This is a genomic window from Candidatus Nanohalobium constans (assembly GCF_009617975.1).
GTDB lineage: Archaea > Nanohalarchaeota > Nanosalinia > Nanosalinales > Nanosalinaceae > Nanohalobium > Nanohalobium constans.
In genome coordinates, this window is sequence record NZ_CP040089.1 from 333,571 (window position 1) to 353,422 (window position 19,852).

General features: G+C 44.1%; 24 protein-coding genes. 9 read left to right on the forward strand and 15 right to left on the reverse strand.

The window, feature by feature from the left end:
* Positions 1-35: 35 nt before the first annotated feature.
* The 5 genes from LC1Nh_RS01980 to ftsZ all read right to left on the reverse strand — a co-directional run bounded on the left by LC1Nh_RS01980 (position 36) and on the right by ftsZ (position 4,807).
* A complete protein-coding gene (locus LC1Nh_RS01980) occupies positions 36-455 on the reverse strand; it encodes an NUDIX hydrolase (protein ID WP_153550032.1) in 420 nt (139 codons plus the stop codon).
* The gene (locus tag LC1Nh_RS01985; RefSeq protein WP_153550033.1) at positions 445-2,235 is read right to left on the reverse strand and encodes a ribosome biogenesis/translation initiation ATPase RLI; all 1,791 of its coding nucleotides are present in this window, start codon (positions 2,233-2,235) and stop codon (positions 445-447) included. Before LC1Nh_RS01985 ends, LC1Nh_RS01980 begins: the two co-directional genes overlap by 11 nt.
* A gap of 74 nt (positions 2,236-2,309) precedes the next feature.
* On the reverse strand, positions 2,310-2,813 hold the full coding sequence (locus LC1Nh_RS01990; protein WP_217907072.1) for a transcription elongation factor NusA: 504 nt from the start codon (positions 2,811-2,813) through the stop codon (positions 2,310-2,312).
* A gap of 46 nt (positions 2,814-2,859) precedes the next feature.
* A complete protein-coding gene (locus tag LC1Nh_RS01995) occupies positions 2,860-3,357 on the reverse strand; it encodes a hypothetical protein (protein WP_153550035.1) in 498 nt (165 codons plus the stop codon).
* 382 nt (positions 3,358-3,739) lie between these two features.
* A complete protein-coding gene (ftsZ, locus tag LC1Nh_RS02000) occupies positions 3,740-4,807 on the reverse strand; it encodes a cell division protein FtsZ (RefSeq protein ID WP_153550036.1) in 1,068 nt (355 codons plus the stop codon).
* 404 nt (positions 4,808-5,211) lie between these two features.
* Between ftsZ and gatC the strand changes: the two genes are divergently transcribed.
* Positions 5,212-5,490, forward strand: a complete 279-nt coding sequence (gene gatC / locus LC1Nh_RS02005) for an Asp-tRNA(Asn)/Glu-tRNA(Gln) amidotransferase subunit GatC (protein ID WP_217907073.1) — start codon at positions 5,212-5,214, stop codon at positions 5,488-5,490.
* A gap of 39 nt (positions 5,491-5,529) precedes the next feature.
* Entirely contained in the window at positions 5,530-6,021 is a 492-nt protein-coding gene (locus LC1Nh_RS02010; protein WP_153550038.1) for a metallophosphoesterase, read from the forward strand.
* On the opposite strand, the gene LC1Nh_RS02015 is transcribed toward LC1Nh_RS02010, so the two are convergent.
* From LC1Nh_RS02015 to LC1Nh_RS02040, 6 genes are read right to left on the reverse strand one after another with little or no spacing between them, the layout of a single operon-like run.
* Entirely contained in the window at positions 6,018-6,683 is a 666-nt protein-coding gene (locus LC1Nh_RS02015; RefSeq protein ID WP_153550039.1) for a LamG domain-containing protein, read from the reverse strand. The genes LC1Nh_RS02010 and LC1Nh_RS02015 overlap by 4 nt on opposite strands.
* Positions 6,683-8,029, reverse strand: a complete 1,347-nt coding sequence (locus LC1Nh_RS02020) for a LamG domain-containing protein (RefSeq protein WP_153550040.1) — start codon at positions 8,027-8,029, stop codon at positions 6,683-6,685. Before LC1Nh_RS02020 ends, LC1Nh_RS02015 begins: the two co-directional genes overlap by 1 nt.
* Positions 8,026-9,468, reverse strand: coding sequence for a LamG domain-containing protein (locus LC1Nh_RS02025; RefSeq protein WP_153550041.1), 1,443 nt, complete (start codon positions 9,466-9,468; stop codon positions 8,026-8,028). The genes LC1Nh_RS02020 and LC1Nh_RS02025 overlap by 4 nt, the downstream gene beginning before the upstream one ends.
* A 4-nt stretch (positions 9,469-9,472) precedes the next feature.
* Positions 9,473-9,943 carry a hypothetical protein gene (locus LC1Nh_RS02030; protein ID WP_153550042.1) on the reverse strand — a complete coding sequence of 157 codons (471 nt, stop codon included), beginning with the start codon at positions 9,941-9,943 and terminating at the stop codon, positions 9,473-9,475.
* Positions 9,944-9,962: 19 nt separating this feature from the next.
* Positions 9,963-10,289 (reverse strand): twin-arginine translocation signal domain-containing protein, encoded by a 327-nt coding sequence (locus LC1Nh_RS02035; protein WP_153550043.1) that lies wholly within the window; start codon positions 10,287-10,289, stop codon positions 9,963-9,965.
* 54 nt (positions 10,290-10,343) lie between these two features.
* Complete coding sequence (locus LC1Nh_RS02040) at positions 10,344-11,168, reverse strand: hypothetical protein (RefSeq protein ID WP_153550044.1); 825 nt, start codon at positions 11,166-11,168, stop codon at positions 10,344-10,346.
* Between the two features lie 71 nt (positions 11,169-11,239).
* Here LC1Nh_RS02040 and LC1Nh_RS06160 point away from each other — a divergent pair, with 71 nt between their 5' ends.
* The 6 genes from LC1Nh_RS06160 to LC1Nh_RS02065 are packed head-to-tail and all read left to right on the forward strand — an operon-like array spanning position 11,240 to position 16,433.
* On the forward strand, positions 11,240-11,365 hold the full coding sequence (locus tag LC1Nh_RS06160) for a hypothetical protein (protein ID WP_256727648.1): 126 nt from the start codon (positions 11,240-11,242) through the stop codon (positions 11,363-11,365).
* Positions 11,366-11,422: 57 nt separating this feature from the next.
* Complete coding sequence (gene ileS / locus LC1Nh_RS02045; RefSeq protein WP_153550045.1) at positions 11,423-14,443, forward strand: isoleucine--tRNA ligase; 3,021 nt, start codon at positions 11,423-11,425, stop codon at positions 14,441-14,443.
* 57 nt (positions 14,444-14,500) lie between these two features.
* Positions 14,501-15,607, forward strand: coding sequence for a DHH family phosphoesterase (locus tag LC1Nh_RS02050; RefSeq protein ID WP_153550046.1), 1,107 nt, complete (start codon positions 14,501-14,503; stop codon positions 15,605-15,607).
* 39 nt (positions 15,608-15,646) lie between these two features.
* Entirely contained in the window at positions 15,647-15,877 is a 231-nt protein-coding gene (locus tag LC1Nh_RS02055) for a hypothetical protein (protein WP_153550047.1), read from the forward strand.
* A complete protein-coding gene (locus LC1Nh_RS02060; protein ID WP_153550048.1) occupies positions 15,861-16,232 on the forward strand; it encodes a type II toxin-antitoxin system VapC family toxin in 372 nt (123 codons plus the stop codon). Before LC1Nh_RS02055 ends, LC1Nh_RS02060 begins: the two co-directional genes overlap by 17 nt.
* 48 nt (positions 16,233-16,280) lie before the next feature.
* On the forward strand, positions 16,281-16,433 hold the full coding sequence (locus tag LC1Nh_RS02065; protein ID WP_153550049.1) for a hypothetical protein: 153 nt from the start codon (positions 16,281-16,283) through the stop codon (positions 16,431-16,433).
* A gap of 27 nt (positions 16,434-16,460) precedes the next feature.
* Here LC1Nh_RS02065 and LC1Nh_RS02070 read toward each other — a convergent pair whose 3' ends face one another.
* The 4 genes from LC1Nh_RS02070 to LC1Nh_RS02085 are packed head-to-tail and all read right to left on the reverse strand — an operon-like array spanning position 16,461 to position 19,208.
* Positions 16,461-16,805 carry a TIR domain-containing protein gene (locus LC1Nh_RS02070; RefSeq protein WP_153550050.1) on the reverse strand — a complete coding sequence of 115 codons (345 nt, stop codon included), beginning with the start codon at positions 16,803-16,805 and terminating at the stop codon, positions 16,461-16,463.
* Positions 16,802-18,232, reverse strand: coding sequence for a cysteine--tRNA ligase (cysS, locus tag LC1Nh_RS02075; RefSeq protein ID WP_153550051.1), 1,431 nt, complete (start codon positions 18,230-18,232; stop codon positions 16,802-16,804). The genes LC1Nh_RS02070 and cysS overlap by 4 nt, the downstream gene beginning before the upstream one ends.
* 42 nt (positions 18,233-18,274) lie before the next feature.
* On the reverse strand, positions 18,275-18,763 hold the full coding sequence (locus tag LC1Nh_RS02080) for a histidine phosphatase family protein (RefSeq protein WP_153550052.1): 489 nt from the start codon (positions 18,761-18,763) through the stop codon (positions 18,275-18,277).
* A 4-nt stretch (positions 18,764-18,767) separates the two neighbouring features.
* Positions 18,768-19,208, reverse strand: coding sequence for an NUDIX hydrolase (locus LC1Nh_RS02085; RefSeq protein WP_153550053.1), 441 nt, complete (start codon positions 19,206-19,208; stop codon positions 18,768-18,770).
* 54 nt (positions 19,209-19,262) lie between these two features.
* Between LC1Nh_RS02085 and LC1Nh_RS02090 the strand changes: the two genes are divergently transcribed.
* Positions 19,263-19,847: a riboflavin synthase gene (locus LC1Nh_RS02090; protein ID WP_153550054.1), complete on the forward strand. Its 585-nt coding sequence runs from the start codon at positions 19,263-19,265 to the stop codon at positions 19,845-19,847.
* The last annotated feature ends 5 nt before the right edge of the window (positions 19,848-19,852 follow it).

The window sequence follows — 19,852 nt, forward strand, 5'->3', positions numbered from 1 at the left end:
TTAAGTCACATCTGCCGATCCCTTACTTCCCAGATTTAATTATTCCTCTCCAGATAATACTCTAAATTCTCAACAACCGGTATGATATAACCAGCATCTCGGTGCCAATCCACTTCTCTAGCTTCATCACGTGAAATCCATCGATAATCTTGATGTTCCTCACTTAGTTCAACTTCTCCCGAAAAACTGTCAGTATACAGAACGAAGCAGTTGACAGTTTCATCTGCCTCAATCTCCATTCTAACCACGTTTTCCAGGTCATCAATCTCCATGTTTGCCTCAGACCTTATTTCTCTCTTGGCTGCTTCAAACCTATCTTCGGCTTCCTCCATTTTCCCGCCTGGCAGCTCCCATTTATCGGCTTTCCAGCCATAGTCTGAAGATTTCTTAACGATAAGAAATTCTCCATCATTGTTCCTGATCAGTGTTTTGGAGACATTAATCTTACTGCTCATAGTACTCGTCTTTACTTCTCTGACTTTGGTCTTTCTGGCTGTCAGGTTTGTTGGCTCGCGGTCGACCGGTTTCAGGATCTTTACGGAAAGTAATCTCCACCTCTTTCAGGAATTCGTTCATTGCCTCGCCTATCTTTTTTGGCTCTGTTGATACTCCTTCTTCACCTGGTTCGCCTTTGAATACCATTCCACGATCCGCGATATAATCTAGGAGCAGGAGGTCGTGGTCTATTACCATTAAAGGTTTCTCAGTTTTTCGTGCAAATCGCTTCAGAGTTTTTCCTAGCTCTACTCGTGACTCGACATCTAGGTAGGCGGAAGGCTCGTCCAGGAGATATAGATCAGCGTCTTTAGCTAGGCAGATTGCTACTCCGACTCTCTGAAGTTCTCCGCCAGATAGCTCGCTGAGTTTCTGTTCGTAAAGTGGCTCTAGTTCTAGTGGTTCTGCGATCCTTGTCTCGAACTTGCGGCCGTTAGGATTGGCTACTTCGCTGATTGCATCCTCTACTTTTGCGTCGCTAGTGTCCAAATATTGTGGTTTGTAGCTGATTGAAATATCAGGGCTGTCTCCTTCATCTGATTCGATGGCTCCTGCCAGCATCTTGGCGAACACTGTCTTTCCTAGTCCGTTCTCTCCGAATATGGCCATTATCTCTTCGTCGTGTATTTTACCTGGTTCGGTCTCAAGCTTGAATTCGCCTTCTCCAAAATCTTTGGTAAATTTTGGGAACTCTGCGACTACCGGTTTGTTTTCTACCTGACTTCTCTTGGTTCTATCGAACTTGATTTCGTCGCTGCGTATTCTTATGTTGTCGCTTGGAAGGTAGCCTTCTAGGTAGCGGTTGACTCCGTCTTTGCTGCTTAATGCGTTGGATACCATTCCGTAGTTTCCTGGGTCTCCGAAGAAAATATTGATTCTATCGGAGATAAGATCGAGTGTAGCCAGGTCGTGCTCTACTGCTAGTACTGGTTTTTCTTCACCTAGTTTTCGTATTTCCTCACCCATGTTCAGCCTCTGTTTTACATCTAGGAAGCTGGATGGTTCGTCTATCATGTATATATCTGCTTCCTTCAGGACAGTTGATGCGATCGCCACTCTCTGCAGCTCTCCGCCAGACAGCACATCAACCTCTCTATCCAGTAATTTCTCGATATCTAATTGTTCTGCTACTTCTTCAACATTTTTTCTCTCGGCTACGCCTTCGAGCAGTTCTCTGACTTTTCCGGTGTATGCTTTTGGTATGTCTTCTACTTTTTGTGGTTTGAAAGCAGCTTCTACATCTTCCTCAGCCAGTTTCTTGAAGTGGTTTTGGAGGTCTGTTCCACGATATCTTTCCTGTATTTCTTCCCATTCAGGTGGGTTCTCCCAGTCGCCAAGGTTAGGTTTGATGTCTCCGGCCAGTATCTTCAGAGCAACAGATTTTCCGGTCCCGTTCTCTCCGATTATACCTACTACACTGCCTTCATCCGGTGCTGGAAGCCCGTACAGCCTGAAGGAGTTGTCGTGGAATTGGTGGACTTTCTCGCCTTCCTCTGCTGGCAATTGAATCATTTTAATGGCTCCTTCGTAGGGGTATTTGTTTATGGCCATCTTGTGTGCTTCCATCACATCTTCTTCATCTATATGGAGTTCCTCGTTTTCATCGATGTAGAAACCACCTTCCTTTCCTGCCCTGTTCAAAGGATCGTAGTTGATGACTGTCTCTCGGGCTAACTCGGGTTCTATCTTGTCTTGGTCTATTACTACTACGTATCTGTCGCTGTTTTTGCCTTGTTCCATGGAAGAGTTTTAGACTAGAAAGAATTAAAGAAGTGATTTGTCGTCTAGGATGAGGAAGAAAAAGTGGAGGTAAGTTATTCGAAGCTGAGGAGGTAGTGGCTTCCTGTTATCTTCTCGATTATTTCTTCGAATTCTTCGTTGGACATGTTGATTTTGCCCTTGTATTCCTCGTCTACGACGATTTTCTGGTGTTCGCCGTCTGGTGTGAACACTGTGTTAACTGATTCGATTTCTGCAGGTGACAGGAGACCTTTGATTACTTCTCTGTCGTTTTCGCTTTTTTCTACTACTCTGATGCTTTTGTCGATTTCTTCTGCGACTTTTTTGACGATTTCTCCGCTTCTGCCTACTACTTTGGCTCCGTCTCCTTCTGCTGTTACTATTACTACTACATTTTCTGTGTCGTAGACATGCAGGATTTCACTGTCTCTCAAGCTTCCGTATTCGTCGCTGAGCTCTTTCAGTTTCCGTGAGATCTGGATTTCAAGTTCGTTGATTTCACCGTTTTCGAGTTTTTCCTCGCAGTTGCTGCAGAGGACATCGCTCTTTAGACATACATTACATATTGGCGCCTTCATACAAAACATAGCCGGAGTGAAAAATTAAATAGGTGGAACACAGAACTTAGTTTCTGGTCATCTGATACAGGCTGTAAACAAGATCTGCCAGCACCAAACCGGAAATCAGGATCAAACCGTAAAACATCCAGTAAACATTCAGAAAACTTAACAGGAACACTCCACCTAGTATCAGCGTTCTTTCCTGCTGTGTAATGAAGCTAAAACCATTTTTTGAAATCTTTCTATCCAACTGTGAGCGGAAACACTCTGTAAACCCAACTAAGCCGATTGCAGCTACTGTGACCAGTATTTGAGGGGAGAAAAATGCTGTCAGCGTTAGTCCTGAGAACTCCACTAGGTTGGGTGTGAGGCTGTTCAGTATTTTGATTGAGTCTGTCTTTCCTTCAAGGTTTGATACCTTCCTAGCTCTATTGAAAGTCAGGTAGCTTCCTGCTAAACAGATTCCGGTCAGACCAGGATTTCTTAGAGCCAGTGTACTGGCAGCGGCGATTAACAACAGTGCTAGCGATGTAAGTATTCTCAGCCCGTAGTTCTGTTTCACAGATAGAATTTTACTGCCAAGTGTTAACACTTTTTCCCTCTTGTTTGCCGGTTTTTCTTGTTGAGTTAAATTAAAGGATAAGTCCATTCGAAGGAAGATACTGGTTGAGGTCTGAAACGGGGGGGAGGGGAGTTTTTTCGGGTTTTTATCCGAAAAAATGTTTCAAACCTCTCCGTTTTCTTCCTTTGAATGGACTGTTGAAAATATAGGTTTTGTTCGAAGGAGACCTTCCAAGCAAAAACCAAAAAGGGGGGGAGGGGAGTGTTTTTGCTTTTTGGCTTGGAAAAGTGGTCTCCTTCGTAACATAGATTTTCGCCAGCTAGAAGCTGGCTTTAGCGAAGATCAGAGATCTTCTTGATTCCCAGAACTCAAAAAGTTCCGGTCACTTCATCACTTCTAGTCCTAGGTCGTTGACATCTCCGGTGACTTCTTTTTCGTCTTCTTCGTTGATGTCTCCGAGGACGTATGGACTTTCTACTCCCGTGATGATGGAGATGACCTGGATTTTTCCTTGTAGGCTGTCTTTGACTCTTGCGCCCCAGATTGTCTGTGCTTGGTTGTTGAGTTTGGTTTTGACGTGTTGTCCTACCTCGTTGATCTCGTTCAGGGTCAGGTCGTTTCCTCCTGCTACGTGTAGGAGTGCTCCGTTTGCTCCGTCGAAGTCTACATCGAGTAGTGGGTTGGAGAGTGCTTCGTGGATTGCTTCTTTTCCTTTGTTGTTTGTATCTGACTCGCCGTATCCTACTACTGCTACTCCTCCATCGTTCATGATTGCCTGGACATCTGCGTAATCTAGGTTGACGAGTGAAGGCTTGCTGATTGTTTCTGTGATTCCTTTGATCATTGTGGTGATGAGTTCGTCTGCTACGCCGAATGCTTGGTCGAGTGGCATGTCTCCTGCGATTTCAAGGAGTTTGTCGTTTTCGATTACAATTGCTGTGTCTACATGTTGTCTTAGTTTGTAGAGTCCGTCCTCTGCTTTGCTCATTCGTGCTCCTTCGATTTCGAACGGCATTGTTACTGTTCCGATTACTATGCAGTCTTCTTTCTTTGCGATTTCTGCGAGGACTGGTGAGACTCCTGTTCCTGTTCCTCCTCCCATTCCTGCGGTGAGGAATACCATGTCAGCGTCTTTGAATAGGTTGCGTAGTTCGGCACGGTTTTCTTCTGCTGCTCGTGCTCCTTTTTCTGGTTGTCCTCCTGCTCCGAGTCCTTTGGTGAGGTCTCGTCCGACTAGTATTTTTCTATCGGCTGAGGACATCTGAAGATGCTGCTTATCGGTATTGATAGCAACAGTTTCAGCCCCTTCAACATCTTTGTTCTGGATGCGTGTAACCTGGTTGTTTCCAGCACCTCCTGCCCCTACTACCAGGATCTTGGCATCTTTAACGTCGTCAAGATTTTCAGGGGTTTTACCTTCGTTTTCAGCGTTGTCTATTATAGATTCCATTAAACAATCAGCCTGCTTGTTAGCATTACCTTTTTAAATCGAGAGACCTAATTCTCCTATAGAAGTTGTGAGTCTTGCCCAAGACTCGATTCACATGCAAATACGATTGTTTGAACTTTGCCCAAAGTTCGAACCTAATACGATACTAAACTTCATTTGCCCGTTTCAAACTCGTGCCCGCGAGTTCGAAACAAATCTGATCTGTCATTTCATTCTCGTCCGCCCAAGGACGAAAATTACTTGTTATCTAAACATTTTCTAGCCTCGTTTATAAATCTTCCGAATTCTGCCTTGATTGTTCGCACTGTTTAGAACAGTTCACAGATAGAGAAAAAACACTTCACAGACATTCACCGATGTTTCTGCAGTCGAATTCAAAAAACTTCGCTGACACAATTCTTAACATGGTAGATACTGAGGAAGTCAAACAAGTAGCAGAAAACGCACGCATCAAAATAAGTGACGAAGAAGCAGAAGACTTTACAGAAGACTTCCAGGAAATCCTAGGTATGTTCGAAACACTCGACCAGGTAGACACAGAAGATGTTGAACCAAGCTTCCATCCGGTAGAGACAGAATCAAAGCAGAGAGAAGACCAAAAAGAAGAAACACTGGAAAAAGAAGATGTCTTCCAGAATACAGAGAATGAGGAAGACGGTTATTTCAAGGGACCGAGCGTATAATCCTAAATCTTATTTCTATCATTCTCTAACCTTGACTTCATGAAGATTGGAGTAATCTCAGATACACACGACAACTTGAGTTTGACTAGGAAAGCAGTGGAATTCTTCGAAGCTGAGAAAGTTGAGGCAGTTATTCACTGTGGAGACATGATTGCACCTTTCACTGCAGAACTCTTCGACGCAGACTTTGATTTCTATGCAGTCAGAGGAAATAATGATGGAGAGTGGAGTCTGAAAGAGACAGTTGAACAGTTTGGAGAGTTCTACAATAATATCGCAGACTTAGAGTTTTCTGGTAAGAAGATAGCTGTTTATCACGGTACTGAAGAAGAAATTGTAGAAGGGTTAGTTGAGAAGGATTACGATTATGTTTTCCGAGGTCACACTCATCGTAAAAAAGTGGAGAGTCATGGAGACACTACTGAGTTAAATCCGGGCGGCATCAAGCTGCTGGGACAGGAGGAAGAGTTCAATTTTGCGGTTGTTGATTTAGAAGAAGATGAAATAGGGTTTCATGAGATAATTGATTAGGATTTCTTTTTGCTAGAAACATGTCTTCCTCTCTGGCTGACTGTGTAGAGGTATTGGATTTCTTGGGGTGTTAGTACATGGTTGTAGATTCGGACCTCTGATACTGAGCCTTTAAACAGGTCACTGCTGTTTAAACCTCCGAGTTCAGTGTTGTTAGTCGATGAGTAAAGCTTAGATATTGAGTTGTCCGTTCCTTCGAGTTTACCGTTTTTGAAAACCCGCATCTCTGATCCAGTCCAAGACAGAGTATAGTGGTTCCAAGTGCTTTTAGGTGCTGAGATGGCAACGGCAGCATTACTGGATCCATCAGATGTATAGAAGTCAAGATCTCCGCCTGCCCATCTAATAGTGTATGTAAAAGAATTGTTGCTTGTTTTAGAATCGTCTCCCTGTCCTATAACATTGCTGAAATCGGTTATATCGCTGCCTGGTCGAGCCCAAAAGGAAACAGTAAAAGAACTGTTATCCTGGTTAAATCCTGTTGAGACATAATCATTGCTCCCATCAAAACTGTATGCGTTTTGTCCTGTGGGTCCTATCGTTGCTCCAACCACTGTGCTATCTCCACCGTTGTTGACTGAACCATGTTTTTCGTTCCCGCTGTGGTCGTATGCTGTACTTCCTGATTCTTCGTTTAACGGCCAGTATCCGATTAAAACCATTATTGGTCACCTTTAGCGTTTACAGTCATTTTTCTCATGTCTCGTCCTCTGGTTCCCCATTGGTAGAGTTGGAATACTTCGTGAGGTTTTAGTGCTCGTTTGTAGATTCTGAGGTCGTCAATGTCGCCTGTGAAGTAGTTTCCGGATGAGGTAGTGGTGTCAAATGTTCCGATGTTTAAGGGTTCTGAGGTTGATAATTTTCCTACAGCGGATATGTCTGCGGTGCCAGATAATGCGCCGTCAATGAATAACAGGGTTTGGTTGCTTGATTTATCTACTACGAATGTGAAATGATGCCACGATGAATCGGCTATTTTTTTGTTTGAGGAAAGATCCACCTTATTTGAGCCATCATCCACTCTACAGTTCAGTGTATTATCGGAGTTAGCTCTCACAGAATATGTCTGATCGGCAAATCCCAGGAAATACTCAAACTCGCCTGACTGAGTGTATCTGAACCATCCAGACAAGGTAAAATCGGAATCTGATGGATAAAGCGATGAATCATTAGATACCTGCACATACTCATCAGATCCGTTAAACTGCATAGCTTTCCCTCTAATCGAATTTGAGGTATACCCTGAGCTTGTGCCGCTTCCTCCATCATTACTTCCCCAAGAATCATTTACTGTGTCGTCAAATGTCCATCTTGAGACTGCACCTGAATCGGAACTGTCATGTAAGCTTTGGTCTGTGTAGTCGCCGCTCCCCCATTCGTACAGTTTTTGTACTTCTTGAGGTGTTAGGGTTCGGTTGTAGAATCTTACGTCGCATATTTCTCCTGAGGCAGGGAAGCTTGCTGGTCGGTTTCCTATTCTGAATCTCCCGTTAAGTGAGAAATCTGAGTGGGATGAAATATCGCTTTGATCCACAAGTTCTCCATCCATATACAGATTAATCCTGTTCTCAGTCAGAGAGAAACAGAAGTGATGCCATTCATCAAAATAGTTTCCAGAGTCCTTAACCTCGGCAAAATTACTGTTGCCGTCATCGTAGTGAACTTGTGCTGCACCGGTATCAGATGTTCTAACAAACAAATAGGGTGTATCGCCACTATCGGTGCTAGACAAAAACAAAATGTATCGATAATCGCTTGAGTCCATCTTAGCCCAGACAGAGAATGTCGAATTTTTGATGCTGTATTTTGAAGGCAGATTTATTCGAACATGCTGATCATTGGAATTATCGAAGCTATAAGCAGTTAGTCCTCCTTTACCTGCTACTCCTTGTGTAGGATATGTGGAGGTTGTGGATCCATCGCCAAGTGTTCCATGGTTGCCGTTTCCTGAAAGGTCGTTTGCTCGTCCATTGTTTTCATGTAGTGGCCACCATCCTGTAAGATTCATTGCAGTGTATCACCTCTGCTGATTCTGTAAGCGCCTTTGTTGTACAGTTTTTCGATTTGGATTGGGTTGAGGACTTGGTTGTAGATTCGGACATCGTCAACGTACCCTTTGTAGTGTGCGTTTCCGGTGTTGGATCCTATTGTTGAGGCTGCGGACAGGTCAGATACAGTGTTCTGTGTTTGAGACTGCTGATTCTCAAGAATGCCATCTACATATATGGATGTAGTGCTGCCATCACTTGTCGAAACTACGTGATGCCAGTTACCGTCATTGACAGTTGTCTGAGATGAGATAATATCTGCAGAGCTGCCGGTATACGTTACACTGAATTTTCCGTTCCCATCTCTATTGACTCTGTGAACCCAGACTCCCTCTATCGATAGAGGGACAACATTTGTGCCTGTAGTCTCTGTTTTAATCCATTTGGAGATAGTTACGCTGCCGTCGCCGCTATCAAAGGCATTCTGCGGTAGTTCTACTTGGTCGTCACTTCCATCAAACTCCTTTGCCTGATCATAGACCCCGTCAACAAATCCGGTGCTTGTACTGTCGGTGCCATCATTTTCTCCCCATGAATCATTTACTGAACCGTTTAATTTGTATCTGCTGATTCCGCCCTGATTCTGACTAGGAACTTCTTGCCCAGTCCTTTTTATTCCACTTTGTACACCATTTCCGGAGTTGTACAATGCTTGTATTTCTGGTTCTGAAAGTGCTCGGTCGTAGATTCGTATATCGTCTATTTTTCCGTCATGGTAGGAACTTGGTCCGCTGCTTCCTTCTATAGCTCCTATCGCATCTATTCTTCCTGATACTCCTTCGGTGTTGGAGGAGTTGGATTTTTTTACTTCTAGGGTATTGTTGATGTAGAGTTTTACATCTGGGTTGTCTCTTACTGCTACTATGTGATACCAGGTTGATGCACTGGGAGATCTTCCGTTCAGCGTTGAGTTGTCTGATGATCCGAAATGAGTATATGTCAGTGAGTCTGTGCTGTTATCATATCTTATGCTGATATTATTATTTGATAATGGGCATAGGAAGACTCTTTCTGAGGTCAGGTCACCGCAGTTTATCCATGCAGATATTGTATACTCGCCTCTCAGTGGAGGGATCTCGGTTTTTAGATTTACATAATCATCTGTTCCGTCGAAGCTTAGTGCGTTGTTCCCTGTATTGGAGTTGGCAGACCACATGTCAGAAGCAGAAGTGTTTGTTCCGTTGGTTCCTGGGTTAATCTGTCCATGATTTCCAGTGGCTCCGTCCAGCAAAACCTCTCCCTGCCCTTTCTCCATGGGGTAGTATGCTACTAATCCTCTGGTCAGGCTTCCGTGTTGATATCCTTGACTTAGTTTTCCGTTAGTGTCTATTCCGTCAGAGATTCCGGATGAGTCCTGTTCATCTTTGAAGTCGTTGCTGTTCCATTTTAGTTTTACCATTTTTCTACACTGAGAGTTCTATTGAGTTGATTTCTGCGGTTTTCTCCATGTTGGAGTTGGTTAGGGTTGTTTTGATCCAGTACTTGTTTCCTGTGCCGCCTTGTATGTTGCTTAGTGTGGTTGTGTTGGTTCCGTCGTTGATTGTTATTGTTTCTGTGTTGTCGGCTGTTCCGCTTCCGGTTGTGTCTTCGAATATTGTTATTTCTGCTGTCTGGCTGTTCAGTGTTGCGTCTACTGTTGCTGTAGGTCCGGTTGATGGTCCGGTTGTGGATATTGCCAGGATGTCGTTTGCTGTTTTGACTTTTACTGGTGTTGCATCTGAGTTTGAAGGGTCTACAAGGTTGAGTCCGCCGATCTCTGAACCTACTTTGATTTTCAAGGACGGTGTTTCGGAGAAGTCGCTGAGTTGGTATACTGGCAGCTTTACTGGTGTTCCTGCTGATGTTTTCAAGCCGATTTCTCCGATTTTTCCCATTTTTTGGATCACTTGTTATTTATGCGCTGGAGTCGTACCAGATTTCTCCTTCTTCCGGATTTGAAGGGTCACCGTTCACTGTTGGCAGTTTCAATGTATCTGAGGATGACATGTCGGCGTTTGAGTTCATGACTACTTCTGTGTCAAACGTTGCTGGTCCACCGTCGGTTATATCGAACTCTGTGTTGCTGTCAGTTCCAAAGAACTTCAGGTCACTGCTTTTTATGTCGACTGCTGATGCAGGAAGCATTGAGAATGCTCCTACACCTGCTAATCCGAGCCCGGCTTTTTTCAGGAATTTTCTCCTGCTTATGTTTCCTTCAGCTTCTTCGTTTTCTTGTTTCATAAATATCTTATACCTTTTTGTTGTGTTTTTCTTTGTTTAATATTCTTCCGTTTGTCAGCAGGTCTCGCCAAGACAGACAGGAGCATTTACTGGTTTAACCTCAGTTGTGTTTAATGTTCCGTCCATTGAATTGTTTTCTGTGTTCACATAGCCTTCTAAACTGCCTGTTGAGATGCTGCAGTTGTTGCCAAGACAGTTAAAGTCGATGCTATCTGTTTGAAGTGTTCCGGTCATGTTGTCTCCGGAACGGTTTACATACTTTTCAGTTCCACTTAGTTCAGAACCACTTGTCGAACTACATCCTTCTCCGATACAGATTGGTGTGCCGTCGCCTGATCGAAGAGATGACTGTATGTCCAGTGATTCCATCTCACCGCCTGATGTCAAGAGCTTCTCTATAACAACTTGGACTATCTTGATAGGTCCTTGAATCTGCCCAGAAGCTTCCAGATCTGTCAATCCTCCGGCGTCGTAAATTACACTTAAATCATAAGTGTTGCTCCCTTCAGAGCGTTCTACATTACTTAAGGTTATAGTGTCAGAGGCTCCGATAGGGACAGAAATTTGAGAGCTGTTTGAAGTCTTTAGAGTATTATTTGATGGATCAGAAATCTTTACTTCATTAACAGTTACATCCTCAGAAGCTGCAGCCCGTACACGCATCTGCAGATTTCCCTCTGAGGTAACACCGAAATCAGTTACCTCAATCTTTGAATCGGAAAGCCCAGAAACAGCCTCAACGCCTCCTTGACTCTGGATAACTGAGAAAATCGCTCCGCCTACAACCGCAACTACAACAAGCATCCATCCATAAGTAGTCAAGTACTCAATCGCAGACTGTCCTTTACTAACTTCTCGACCTATAAAACCAGAAAACATAATGTATAAACTGAGAAAAGCTCATTAATAAAATCTATATATTTTCAGTAAAAAGGTCTATCTCGATAGATATGAAACTAAAATGCCCTGAATGCGGAGGACAAATGACATTCAAAGGATACCGCCCGCTATTCCCAGAATGCACGGAGTGCGGTAAAAACTTCCATGTCAAAGACTGCAAAAACACACAGAAATAAACCTGGACGCATCCTGACTGAAAAATACTTTTAACTTTCAGAGCCGGAACCGGTGTTATGACAGGCTACGATCCGGACAAAATTGAAGCAACTGTTTCAAAACAGTGGCAGGAAAACAATACGCGGCAAAAAGTTTTAGACAGAAACGAAGGAAACGAAAGATTCTACTTCCTAGACGGTCCTCCTTATGCATCAGGAAACATCCACATGGGAACCGGACTCAACAAAATACTGAAAGACTTCTACCTGCGTTTCCATAGAAAGCTGGGATTCAATGTGCATTCTCAGCCAGGATATGATACTCACGGCCTTCCGATCGAGAACAAAGTAGAAGAGGAGAAAGGCTTTAACTCTAAGAAAGAAATTGAAGACTTCGGAGTTGAGAATTTCATCAAGGAATGTCAGAACTTTGTTGATGGACACATCGATCAGATGAACGATGACTTTGAAGATATTGGAATATGGATGGACTGGGAGAACCCGTATGTAACCTATCACGATTATTATATTGAAGGAGCTTGGCAGACATTCAAGGAAGCGTATCAGAAAGGGTATCTCTACGAGGACCAGTATCCAGTCCATATCTGTACTCGGTGTGAAACGGCTGTAGCATACAATGAAATCGAATATACTAAGCTAGATGATCCTGAAGTCTATGTTGCGATGCCGGTCAAAGACTCTGATGAGGAGTTCCTGATCTGGACAACAACACCGTGGACTCTTCCGGCTAACGCAGCGATCATGGTACATCCAGGACATGAATACTCTTTAGTCAAGTTTAATGATAGGAAAATCTGGATGGCTTCCGAGCTCCGAGACCAGATAATGGAGAAGTTCGGAATTGAGGAAGACGAATTTGAGGTCTTGAAAGAGATTGAAGGCTCAGAATTAGAGGGTAGAGAATATAATCATCCTCTGGAAGATATCGTTCCTGCTCAAGAAGATGTTCAGGGCAGAGTAATCCTGTCAGAAAGATATGTCGACCTAGAAGGCGGCACAGGACTCGTTCACTCCGCACCAGGCCACGGTAAAGAAGACTATGAAGTAGGGCAGGAGAACGATGTCAAACAGATTTCCCCTGTAGACCTGAAAGGAGAATTTACTGAAGAAGCCGGAAAGTATGAAGGTACTCATGTCAAGGATGCAGATCCTCAGATTATGGAAGATCTAGGAGAAAATCTTCTCTACTCTGGAGAGATTAACCACGAGTATCCAAAATGCTGGAGATGTGACACGCCGCTTCTACAGCTCTCAATCCCACAGTGGTTCTTCGGAGCAACGCAGTTTAGAGACGAACTTGTAGATTACAATGAGGAGGTTAACTGGGTTCCGGACTGGGCTGGTCAGAAGTTCCATGAGTGGCTTGAACAGCTAGGTGATTGGCCGGTTTCCAGACAGCGTTACTGGGGAATCCCGCTTCCGATCTGGGAATGCCAGGACTGCGACCACACAAAGGTAATCGGTGATAGAGACGAACTGCCGGAAGTACCGGATGACCTTCACCGACCTTACATTGACGATGTAGAGCTGGATTGTGAGGAATGTGGAGGCACTATGGAGAGGATTCCTGATGTACTAGATGTATGGTTTGACTCTGGTGTAGCTCCTTGGGCTTCACTGAAGAACCCGGAGATAGACTTCTCGTTTGAGGATGTCGATACGGTTGATCTGGAGCTCGAAGGATTTGATCAAATCCGTGGATGGTGGAACAGCCAGTTCATCACTTCCCACATGACTTATGATCAGAAGCCGTTCGACAATGTCATCTACCACGGAAAAGTCATGTTGGATGGAAAGGAAATGAGTAAGTCGAAAGGAATAGTTGTCTCGCCTGAAGAAGCAGTGGAAAAGTACGGTAGGGATATTCTCAGATTCTTCATTCTCTCCGGGAATCCTGCGGACGATTTGAACTTTACATGGGATAAGATGGAGGAAAACATGGAGTTCCTCAACATCCTCTGGAACACATACAACTACAAAGACACATACACAGGGGAAACAGAAAGACCAGAGAATCTAGAGATTGAGGACAGATGGATCCTGTCTAGGTTCAACTCTGTGCTTGAAGAAGTAAGAGAACAGTGCACAGAGCCGAACTACCAGGCATACAAAGCAGCACAAACTCTAGAGGACTTCACAAAAAACGATCTGTCTCGTGGATACATCAAGATGATTAGAGACAGACTAAAAGATGGAGAAAACCAGGAAGCTGCATCCTGGACTCTTAGAAAGGTTACAGATGATCTTCTAAGACTGCTCTCACCGTTCACGCCTTATCTTGCCGAGTATCTGCATGAGGGCGAAGACTCAATCCATATGCAGGATCTGCCAGAAGTAAATGATGAACTCCTAGACAGAGACCTAGAAAGAGGCATGGGAATCTTCCAGGATGTCGAGGAAGCAGCGGCTCGTCTCAGACAGGACCAAGGAATAAAATTAAGGCATCCTGTCAAAAGAGTAACTGTTTCAGGAAGTGAAGAAGTAGAGCAGGCTGTACAAGATCTTGAAGAACTGCTGAAGGAGAATCTCAATGCCAAAGAAGTGGTATTTGAGAAAGTTGAGCTTGACTATGAGGTCAAACTTGACTATGCTGAGGCAGGTCCGGTCCTAGGTGGTAAAGTTTCAGACGCTGAAGAAGAACTCGCTGATTTAGATCATGCAGAGGTTGCTGAGAAAGTCGAGGCAAGTGAATCTGTCGAGCTTGCTGGTGAAGAACTTGGTTCAGAAATGTTTGATGTAAGAACCCATGTGCCAGAAGGAATGGAAGGTGAGGAGTTCTCCGATGGAACAGTTTACATAGATCAGGAAAGGACAGAAGAGCTTCTTGACGAAGCGTTCGTCGCTGAAGTGATAAGAGATATCCAGCAGAAAAGAAAGGAAGCTGAGCTTGAAGTTGAGGATCAGGTAGAGCTTTCTTTCAGTGGTGATACAGAGCCTCTCGAACAGCATGAAGAGGAGATCCGGAGCAGGGTTAACCTCTCCGAGCTTGGCTTTGGTGGTGAGGACTTGGATTACTCCGGCAGCGTTGAGTTTGAGGGGCGTAAAATCGAATTCAGTTTCTCCGATCCTGTAGAGTAGATTGGGGGTAACCTTGGTACCCTCTCATTAAATCGTTTGAGTTCGGAGTGATTGATTATGCAAGTCGAAAAATTGAAGCCAGCAGTAGAGTTTCTGGAAAAATCCGAAGAAACAGAAGATATAGGGATCATCCACCACTGGGATATGGACGGCACAGCCTCCTCAGTAATTATCTCCAAAATACTGGAAGAAGTAAGAGGAGAGCCAGCCCAATGGGTATCCATCCCGGAAGAAAGAGCCTACCATCTATCCGAGAAAGATCATGAGAAGATTGAGAATCTGGACAAGTTGATCGTCCTAGATTTCAACTTGGAAGCAGATGAGATGGAACAGCTCCTAGAAGACTACGATCTAGAAATATTGATGGTTGATCATCACAGCTTCGGTAGAAAGCCGGAAGGAGTAAGCTTCGTCAACCCGCGAGAGTTCGATGCGGAAATCTATGTTCCATGCAGCAAAATCTGCCTCGATATATCCGAGGAATTCGGATTAAAAGACGAACTGCGGTGGATTGCTGGAATGGGGGTTATACAGGACTTTGGAGTCGACTCATGTCCTGAACTATTTGACAACTTAGAGGAAGAGTACGATAAGTATCTGCCGGATGAAAAGACGCAGCAACAACTAGCTAAGAACTGTGAATACGGAAGATACTCCTCAATTCTGAACATCAAGCCGTACAGGGATTCAAAACACTTTGCAAAACTAGCCTATGAGGCACTGATGAAGTCCGACAGCTTGATGGAGATCGAGGCGCAGGAGGAATACCGTCAGGTCTATGAAGTCTACCTGGAGATGCAGGACGAGTTTAACGAAGTATTGGAGAACTATGAAGAGGAAAGAGAAGTAGATAGAGACCAGTGTGTAATCTTCTTCGAACTTGACAGCGAGTTTAACATTAACTCCAGTATTGCGACAAATATGTCGACGAAGACGCCTGAGTGGATTCACCTAGTTGTACAGAGAGACGAAGACGAGGTAAACATCTCCGGAAGATGTCAGTCCGGTCGTGTAGATCTCGGAAAACTCCTTCAGGAAGCATTACCAGAGAAAGCGGTTGAAGAAGGTGCTGAAGGCGGTGGTCACAGAAAGGCGGCTGGAGCCTCAATGAAGCCCGACTATTATCCGGAGTTCAAGTCGAACTTCCTGCAGTTGGTGGAGTAAGTGCGAAGATTGAAAAGTCTGAAGTAGTACATGTGTTACATGTCTAGGACTATTCGTGGTATTGATGATGAAACCTTCCGTGAGTTTAAGGCGAAGGCTCAGAAGGAAGGTAGAACTATTGGTGATGCGGTAACAGAGGCTATGTCTCAGTGGTTGAATGAGACGAAGGAAGATGTTTCTTTAGATGATATGGATGCATGGGACTGGGGAGAAGGAACTGAGAAACTAAGTGAGGAACACGAGGACGAACTATATGGCGAAACTGCTTGATACAAGCTTCCTAATAGCCTATCACAATAAGAGAGACGAACATCATGATAGAGCTAGAGAGCTAAGGCCGGAAAAGATTGTGGTCAACGATTACATATACGCTGAAGTTTTAGATACCATTTACTCTTCCCAGGGAAAAAAGAAAGCAGTAAATTACTCCAAGTTTCTAGAAAAATCAGCGAAAGTCATCCCAGTAACGCAACCAATAATGAAGAAAACGGTTCAAAATTTTCAGGAAAAAGATCTCAGCTTCACAGACGCCTCAATAGCAGCCACTGCACAAAAACTAAATATGGATATAGTTTCCTTTGACAAAGACTTCGACCAATTCAAGGATGTAGAAAGGATTCACTGAACAATTTCCAAAAACTGTTTAAACCCGAGAACCTAATCATTGGTTGTTATGAGTCGAGACAAGGCAAAGAAGCAGAAGCAAAAAGCAGCAGACATGCTAGGTTTAAGCGACGAACGAGCTGAAGAAATCTTCGAAGAAACAGAAAGCCGAACACAGAAAAAGAAGAAAGAACTACAGGAAAAAGCAGAAAGAGAAGAATAAGTCCTTACACTTTTTCTATACTTTCCTTTAACAACCCAACATTTCCTCATTATCTTTGTATTCTACTGTCTCCGATTCAACAGCTTTAATCGAACTCGATGGCGTTTCTCCATCCCTGTGGATACAGATTATCGGAAGGCCAAAACTATCAGCCCAACCCAGCTCAATACCAAGACCGGTAGATGGTTGAGACACCTCAGCTACCATCAAATCAGCCTCATCCTGAAGAAAACTCTTTGAATCAAATAATTCGTCAGAGCCATCATGTGGAAACACCAAGTTATGTCTTTCAGATAACTTGCTGTTCCTCAATGGCTCGTACAGGTTCCCTCTAAAATCCATGCTGGATGAATGCCCGATATAAATCTTCATTTCAGCCACTTGCTGCCTTCATCCGTATCCTCAACTTCGAAACCAAGATTTTGAAGCTGGTCACGGATGTAATCGGAGGTTTCCCAGTCCTCTTCCTCACGGGCCTCATCACGAATCTCCATCAATAGATCGGCCATCTCGGCTTCAGATTCAGAAGTATTAGGAGTGATATCTACTCCTAAAATCTGGAAGAGTTGGATAACTGTGTTCGCTGCGGCAGGAGAAACTTCTTCATCATCTTCCCTCACTGAATTTAGGTCAGAGACTGTCTCCATCAAGTACTGCTTCGCCTTAGCAGTGTTCAGGTCGTCATCCATAAACTCCTCAAACTGTTCCTTGATTTCTTCTTCAGTATTGTCTGTCTCAGGAACTCCAACTTTTTGAACCATTCTGCGAGCCTTACCTAACTCTTTCTCGGCCTTCTCCAATCCTTCGTGGGAGAAACTAGTCTCGCTTCTGTAATGGGAGGACACAAGATGAAGCCGGATGGCATCTCCTGAGTACTCATTCAACAGTTCTCTAACAGTATAGAAATTCCCTTCACTCTTACTCATTTTCTCACCTTCTACCTGAATAAATTCATTGTGAAGCCAGTACCGTGCCTGACCTTCTCCGGTTGCTGCGAAGCATTGTGCTCTTTCGTTTGGATGGTGTGGGAAGATGTGGTCCTTTCCGCCTGCGTGGATGTCGAACTCGTCTCCCAAGTATTTCTGTCCCATCACTGAACATTCTAGATGCCAGCCAGGATAACCGGTTGATTCGACGATTTCACTATTGATTTCGAACTTGGCTGTCCATTCCATCAAGTGACCGCTTCCTTCAGAATTTAACCATAGGGCAAAATCATACTGGTTCTTCTTTTTCTCATCTTCCTCTACACGGCTTTCAGCCTCATCCTTCAACTGTTCAATATCTTTGTTAGCCATTTCTCCGTACGGATAGTCTTCCGCAAACTTCTCAACATCGAAGTAGAGATTCCCATCGACTTCGTAGGCATAGCCGTTGTCTATTATCTTTTGAACATACTCAATCATCTCATTGATATGTCCTGTGGCTCTCGGCACTATATCCTGTCTTTTGATGTTCAGTGCCTTTGTGTCTTCGAAGTATCTTTCGATCTGGTCTTCAACCAGTTCCATAGGCTCTAGACCCATTTCTTTCGCCCGTTTCTCTACTTTATCTTCCCCCTGATCGCCGTCGTCAGTTAGATGACCAACATCTGTTATGTTCTGGACGTGTCTTACGTTGTAGCCTTTCCATCGGAGGTATCGAGTTAAGGTGTCCCATGCGACATATGCTCTTGCGTTTCCGATGTGAAGGTCGTCGTAAATCGTCTGACCGCAGCTGTAGAACTTTACCTCTCCTTCAGTTATTGGTTTGAACTCTTCTTTCTCTCTGGTCAAGGTGTTAAACAGTTTCAAAGTCATGGGTTCATCAGCTGCTGTGTATTGACTTGAACTGGTTGAGAGTTAAAAATCATAATGCACGATCTGTCCAAAACCCAGTTCATGCCAGAAATCAACCTTTTCATACTCTGGAACATTTAGTGAAAGAAAAATGCCATGAGTTACAGCTAGGGAATTTCCTTCAGCCATCTCAATAAACTCGTGGAATCTTTCTCTCATTTCTTCCTGATCTTCCCAGTCGGCCTTTTTGCCGCCGTTGAGGTAATCTTCAACCAGGTTAACATATCGATCGTGGTCCTCTACAAAGCCTTCTCCACTTCTGTCAACCTCACAAAGCAATTCAGTTTTCACAAGTTCGGCATCGGCTTTTTCAGCAATCCTTCTAGCTGTCTTAACAGCTTTCCGCTCTGTGCTTGTATAGACAATATCGATGTCAAAATTATTCTCTCTGACAAACTTCTGCATCTCTTTCCTGCCTTTTTCGGACAGCCTCCACTCTGAAACAGGAGTTCCAGGTTCTAATTCTGTTTGGAAATGCCTGAGAAACTTCATAAGCCTAGTAAGGAGCTTTCTCAATTCTTTTCAGGAATTTCTCCACTTCTTCCCGGTTCTTCACTTTTTTGCATGACTCAGGGTCTAGACTGTCTTTCAGTTTTTCTGGGTTGACCCATTTGACCTCTTCTAAATCGTCCATTGCTTCTGCATCTTTATTCTCAGCTTCGACATGGTACATGATTTGAACCGGTTTGTCTATTGTATCTCTCCAGGTGTTGGCAGTCGCATCCACGATCTGATGGACTTCTACATCAAGTCCTGTCTCCTCTTTAATCTCGCGGACTACTCCTTCTTCTGGTTCCTCATCCTCGTCTAGATGTCCTCCTGGAAAGTGCCATTCGCCGCTTATAGGATGGCCTTCAACCTCTTTCTTTTTCCCTAGCAGTATTTCTCCTTGGCATGTTATTATCCCGTTTACGACTACTCTGTGTTGCGCTGTCATGCCTAAATCTTTCCGAGGCAACTTCTTTAACCCTTCCCTGACGAAAACTTTTCCATGTTCACAGGACTGGTAGAAGAAACCGGAAAAATACGGGAAGTCAGAGAAACAGGTGAAGGAAAAAGGATAACAGTCGAAGCGGAAGAAGTTGTGGAAGATGTCTCTAAGGGAGATTCTATCAGCGTCAGCGGTGCATGCCTCACCGTAGAAGAATTCTCTGATTCAACTCTGGATTTTTTCCTAGCTGAAGAAACTCTGGATAAGACCTGGTTCTCCGATATTTCTGAAGAGGATGAAGTAAACCTGGAGAGAAGCTTGAAAGCCGGTGACCGGATGGGAGGCCACCAGGTACAAGGCCATGTGGAGGCAGTAGCAGAAGTCCTCGAAGTAGAAGAACTTGAAGAAGGATGGAACATGAGTTTCGGGCTGCCTGAGAGCATGAGTAACTATGTTGTTGAGAAAGGTTTCATCACGGTGGAAGGTATCTCTCTGACGACTACTGAGGTGACTGAGGATTCTTTCTGTGTGACTATCATCCCGGAGACTTGGGAGGTCACTAATCTTTCCGAGAAAGAGGAGGGTGACGAAGTGAATTTGGAGTCGGATCCGATTGGTCGTTATGTTGAGAAGATGGTTGGATGACTGAG